Below are 5,382 nucleotides of genomic sequence, written 5' to 3' on the forward strand. Positions count from 1 at the left end.
TAGAACCGGTAAAGGCAACTTTGGCAATGCCGGCGTGGGACGCCAGCGCCTCACCCGCCTCTTTACCAAACCCGTGCACCACGTTCAACACCCCCGGCGGCAGCAGGTCTTTGATCAGATCGACAAACACGGTGATCGACAGCGGCGTCTGTTCCGCCGGTTTCAGCACCACACAGTTCCCGGCACCCAACGCCGGGGCCAGCTTCCAGGCCGCCATTAATAGCGGGAAGTTCCACGGGATAATCTGCGCCACCACGCCCAGCGGCTCATGGAAATGGTAGGCGGCGGTGAACTCATCGATCTCAGCCGCACTCCCCTCCTGCGCCCGGACGCAGCCGGCAAAATAACGGAAGTGGTCGACAGCCAGGGGCAGATCCGCCGCCAGCGTTTCGCGCACGGGCTTACCGTTATCCCAGGTTTCATAAACCGCCATCGTCTCCAGATTCGCTTCAAGCCGATCGGCAATTTTCAGCAGCAGCAGCGCGCGTTGCTGCGGAGAGGTTTTGCCCCAGGCTTCTGCGGCCGCCGCGGCCGCTGCCACCGCGTTATCCACATCAGCCACGTCTGAGCGCGGGAACTCACCGGCCTCAGACCCGTTTACCGGCGAGGTATTGGTGAAGTAGTTGCCGTTCACCGGCGCGACGAATTCACCATTAATAAAGTTGCCATAATTCTTTTGTAACGTGATCAGAGAATCCTGTTCTCCCGGGGCGGCATAACGCATGGTCATTCTCCTGACAGGTGACTGATGTAACAATGACGAAACTTATTATTAACATGAATGATCATCGCCAGCCTGTCAGTTCCGATGACCGGAAACTGTGACCGCGCCGAAGGAATCGTCGCTTCCGCTTCGTTTATAGAAAATTCCGACTTTTTTCGGAAAGGCTGGCAAATAAGAAACTAGTGCGTCACAAAGGGGTCAACGAGAGGGTGAATTTATTCGGGAGATAAGCATGCTGGCTTCGGCTTTTACCCAGATGCGCGCTAAAGCCAATTTCGTGCATCAGTTTATCCGCAATCCGCGCATGATGGGCAGCATAACGCCGTCCTCAGAGGCGTTATGCCGCACCATGATTGCCTCTGTTGCGTGGCCTGAAACGTTACGGATTGCCGAGCTGGGCGCGGGCGATGGCGTCCTGACACGGCGGATACTGGCAGAGATGTCCCCTGACGCCACGCTGGATGCCTTTGAGATCAGCGCTGCGCTGGCCGACCAGCTCAGCGCGCTGGACGACACGCGCATGACCGTGCGCACCTGCTCCGCGGAGTACCTGAACGGGGAATATGATGCGATCTTCTCCGGCCTGCCACTGCTGTCCTTACCGCCCGCGCTGCGCGAAGCGATCCTGCGGGCGGTGTTTAATGCCCTGGGGCCGGATGGGATCTTCGTGCAGTTTCAGTACACCTCACTGACCCAGCCCGACCTGTCGCGTTACTTCATCTGGGAACGCGAGCGGGTGCTGAAAAATGTGCCACCCGCCTGGGTCTATCGCTGCCGGCGTCACTACGCGCCCTGAGCCTGCGCTGCGGCCGGGCGCGTCTGTTGCCAGAACTCCACCAGCAAGGCACGCGCCCAGTCTTTCCCCTCGATAACGTTCCCGCCATCAGACAGCCCTTCCGGCAGACAGACGTTCATAATGTGCCGTGAAAATTCGGGATGAAACTGCACCGACAGCGCCTGCGGAGCGTAACGCACAATCTGGCAGCCATCCTGCGCCGACGCCGCCAGCACCTGCGCCTGAGGCGGCGGAGTGATGACCGACTGCCGGTGTGACAGCCAGACGCTGAACCCGGCTGGCAGACCCTGCAGCAGCGGATCGCGCTGCGCCTGAGCGCTGCAGCGGATTGGGAGCAGGCCGCGTTCCCAGCCATGCGGATTATCCGCCACCTCGCCACCCAGCGCATAGGCCATCAGCTGGTGACCATAGCAGACACCCAGCAGCGGCAGCTCCTGCTCAATGGCTGCCCGGACCCAGGCCGCGCTGCGCTCACTCCACTCCTCATGATCGGTGACCATCGCCCAGGAGCCGCTGAGGATCGCCCCGGAAATTTCATCAAAAGCCGGTAACGCTTCACCGAGATGGGGCCGCACAATCAGGTACTCATGGGGTTGCAGATCAAGGGCGTCGATAAACCAGCGTGGCTGTTCACCAATCTGCGCAACAACGTTAGCGGGCGGGACTTCAAGCTGAATCAGGGCAAGGGGTAAAGCGGGCGTCTTGGTCATACCGAATCGGGTCCTTTTCAGAAGTCGTATCAAATCAGTCTGCCAGCATCACGTCCGAAAGTCTCACCGTTGCGCGCAGAAAATTTTTTCCGGCATTGGCTGGAATGCCGCAGTTCGTGCCATCATTAGCGGGCTAAGCAAAAAACATCGAAAGGATATTATCGTGGCTGTGCGGCATTTTTTTCTGATTCTGATGGTGGTCTCTGTCTGGGCCTTCAACAATGTGGCGGTGAAATGGGGCCTGCTGGAGCTGCCGCCCCTGTTTCTGACCTTTATGCGTTTTCTGGTCGTCGCCGTGGTGCTGGTGCCGTTTTGCCGTATTGAACGTAAGCAACTGCCCTGGCTGCTGCTTCTGGCTTTCACCTTCGGGTTTATGCACTTCTCGCTGCTGTTCGTCGGCCTGCGCTATACCGATGCCGGCACCGGCGCGATTGTGGTGCAGCTGGGCACGCCGGTTGCCATGCTGCTGGCGATGCTGGTGCTGAAAGAGAAGCTGAAGCTGGTGCAGCTGATGGGCATTATGATCTCGCTGAGCGGTGTGGTGGTGCTGTCAGGCAGCCCGACGATTCCGTCGTGGTGGGTGCTCTGCCTGCTGTTGTGCAGCGCCACCGGCTGGGCTGTCAGTAACCTGATTGTGAAGAAGTCGCCGCCGATTAAGCCACTGACCATGACCGGCTGGATTGCCTTTCTGGCGATGCCGATTGTCGGTGCCTCCAGCCTGGTGATGGAGTCGAATCAGCTTTACGCCCTTGAACATGCAGGCTGGCACGGCTGGTTCGCCATTCTTTACAGCGCCATCGCCTCATCAATTATTGCCTACACGCTCTGGTATGTGCTGCTGAAGAAATATAACGTTAACCTGATCATGCCCTACTCCCTGCTGACGCCGGTGTTGTCGGTGCTGATGGGCATCGTCGTACTGGGAGACAGTCTCAACCGTTTTAAGATTATCGGTGCCTCGCTGGTGATCCTTGGCACGGCCATCGCCGTGCTTAACCTGCGTAACCTGCGCATGCACGCCCGCTTCCCGCGCCTGCGGCGGCGTTAATCCGGCGTGCTATGCTTGAGAAAACGTACTCAGGGAGCACAACATGGATTCAGCGCGCACCGCCTCACTCTGGCAACAGATGGTGCAGGGATTGCAAGGCAGCTATAACGCCTGGCCTCTCCCCGCTTTTATTGATCGTTCAACATTCTCTTCCGCGTTTTCCGTCAGTGAACTGGCGGCCACCAGCCTGGGTCTGGCAACCCAGGCGGTGGCGGCGCTTCTCGCCACCGCCCGCCCGACTTATCCCTCCCCACCTGTTACCGTCAACGTCAGGCAGGCGTCACGCTGGTTTCAGCAGAGCTTTCATCCGTTAAACCGCCCGGCCCCGGCAATGTGGGATGCTTTTGCCGGAGACTACCGCAGTCGCGACGGCTGGATCCGCCTGCATACCAACGCGGCTCATCACCGGCTGGCGATGGAGCAGGTACTGGGCACCCACGCCGATCGCCCGGCGCTGGCGCAGCAGGTTGAGCAGTGGCAGGCCAGCGAACTGGAACAGGCAATTATTGATGCGGGAGGCTGTGCCGCCAAAATGCGCAGCACTGAAGCCTGGCAGCAGCATCCCCAGGGTCAGGCGGTGCAGCGCGAGCCGCTGTTTGACTGGCACACGACGGATGCAGCGCCTGCGCCCGCATGGCCGCTGGCTGAAGCGCGTCCGTTACAGGGGATCAGGGTGCTGGATCTGACGCGGATTATTGCCGGCCCCGTCGCCACCCGTTTTCTTGCCAGCCTGGGTGCCACGGTACTGCGTATCGATCCCCCCGGCTGGGCGGAGCCGACGCTGGATGAGGAGATGAGCTGCGGCAAGCGACGTGCTGTGCTCGACCTGACAAAGCCGGTCGATCGCGACCGGTTTATCCGCCTGCTGCGGGACGCCGATGTTCTGGTACACGGCTATCGGGCCGATGCGCTGGAACAGCTCGGTTTTGATGCCGAAACCCGCCAGTCACTCTCACCGGGGCTGGTCGATGCCAGCCTGAATGCGTGGGGCTGGCAGGGGCCGTGGCGCAACCGGCGCGGTTTCGACAGTCTGGTGCAGATGGGCTGCGGTATTGCCGAACGGGGCATGCAGTGGCAGCAGAGCGATAAACCGTGCCCGCTGCCGGTCCAGGCGCTGGATCATGCCACCGGCTATCTGCTGGCGGCCGCGGTGCTGGAGGGGTTACGGCGGCATCTTACCGGGGGGCACGGCAGCCAGGTCCGGTTGTCGCTGGCGCGCACTGCATGGCTGTTGCAGCAGCATGCCGCAGGCCAGCACACCGGCTCGGACATTGTGCCTCAGGTGAAGGACAACCTGCCCTTCCTGGAGCTGACGCCATGGGGGATTGGCGTCCGGCTGCGCGCCGCCGCCTGGCTGCCCGGCACACCACAGTTCTGCGCAACGCCGGGGTGTGTGCCGGGTACGCACCCGGCATCGTGGTGACTCAGGCGTCGGGCTGCTGTTCGTTACTTTCAAGCAGCTCGTTGTACATCACCTGAATGGCTTCGCGGCTCAGCATCGCCAGAGTGCGGTAAAACGCGGTGGTGGCATGCGCTTCCACTTTGCCCAGGAAAGCCCCGCACCACGGCAGCAGATACTCTTCGAACAGCGCCAGCTGTGCCGCGCTCTCATCTTCCGCCGACTGATCTTCCAGCCATGACGCAGAGAGCAGCAGAACACCAAAGTGATCCGCGGGCGCATCGCTTAGTGGCATACCGCGCGAGGAGAGAAACGCCCGCACTTCCGGCTCGGTTTTTCCTTCAGGCCACTGTGAAGCGTAAGGCGGCACGTTACAGTCGCTGCCGACAAACAGCGCGTTGTAATCAGCGGCCAGCGCCTGAGGATCGCTGTTCTGTTGCAGACGGGTCAGCAGCTCATCCTGCTCCAGCGGCCACTGTGACTGCAGCTTACCCTCGCGTAGCAGGGTAAACAGCGGGACCAGCAGCGGGTCCTGCGGCTGACGATTAAACAGAGAGCCGAGCACGCGGCACAGAATGGAAAACTCATTCATGAGTCAGATTTCCTTGAGGCAAAGTAAGTTAAAAGTCAGCCAGTTCAGCAATATGTTTGCCGCTGCGCTGCTCCAGAAAGTCGAGCAGGCGGCGCGGCGTGACATTTAACACC

At 60.5% G+C, this 5,382-nt stretch carries 6 protein-coding genes and 1 pseudogene; 3 read left to right on the forward strand and 4 right to left on the reverse strand.

Annotated elements, in window-relative coordinates; all coding sequences use genetic code 11:
- Positions 1 to 724, reverse strand: a 724-nt coding sequence (locus tag CKF42_RS20705; RefSeq protein WP_146239967.1) for an aldehyde dehydrogenase family protein, incomplete at its 3' end; no start/stop codon positions are given.
- A gap of 232 nt (positions 725 to 956) precedes the next feature.
- Here CKF42_RS20705 and CKF42_RS20710 point away from each other — a divergent pair.
- Positions 957 to 1,520 (forward strand): class I SAM-dependent methyltransferase, encoded by a 564-nt coding sequence (locus CKF42_RS20710; protein ID WP_111209093.1) that lies wholly within the window; start codon positions 957 to 959, stop codon positions 1,518 to 1,520.
- On the opposite strand, the gene CKF42_RS20715 is transcribed toward CKF42_RS20710, so the two are convergent.
- Complete coding sequence (locus tag CKF42_RS20715; RefSeq protein ID WP_111209094.1) at positions 1,508 to 2,230, reverse strand: glutamine amidotransferase; 723 nt, start codon at positions 2,228 to 2,230, stop codon at positions 1,508 to 1,510. The genes CKF42_RS20710 and CKF42_RS20715 overlap by 13 nt on opposite strands.
- 163 nt (positions 2,231 to 2,393) lie before the next feature.
- On the opposite strand from CKF42_RS20715, the gene CKF42_RS20720 reads away from it, so the two are divergent.
- Together CKF42_RS20720 and CKF42_RS20725 are read left to right on the forward strand one after the other, a co-directional pair.
- On the forward strand, positions 2,394 to 3,278 hold the full coding sequence (locus CKF42_RS20720) for a DMT family transporter (RefSeq protein WP_111209095.1): 885 nt from the start codon (positions 2,394 to 2,396) through the stop codon (positions 3,276 to 3,278).
- A 43-nt stretch (positions 3,279 to 3,321) separates the two neighbouring features.
- Positions 3,322 to 4,701, forward strand: coding sequence for a CoA transferase (locus CKF42_RS20725; RefSeq protein ID WP_111209096.1), 1,380 nt, complete (start codon positions 3,322 to 3,324; stop codon positions 4,699 to 4,701).
- 1 nt (position 4,702) lies between these two features.
- Here the strand turns inward: CKF42_RS20725 and CKF42_RS20730 are convergent, their stop codons facing one another.
- Together CKF42_RS20730 and CKF42_RS21550 are read right to left on the reverse strand one after the other, a co-directional pair.
- A complete protein-coding gene (locus tag CKF42_RS20730) occupies positions 4,703 to 5,269 on the reverse strand; it encodes a molecular chaperone (protein ID WP_111209097.1) in 567 nt (188 codons plus the stop codon).
- Positions 5,270 to 5,297: 28 nt separating this feature from the next.
- Positions 5,298 to 5,382, reverse strand: a pseudogene (locus CKF42_RS21550) (phosphatase); the annotation flags it as partial.

The organism is Pantoea sp. ARC270, assembly GCF_003236725.1.
GTDB classification, from domain to species: Bacteria; Pseudomonadota; Gammaproteobacteria; order Enterobacterales; family Enterobacteriaceae; genus Pantoea; species Pantoea anthophila.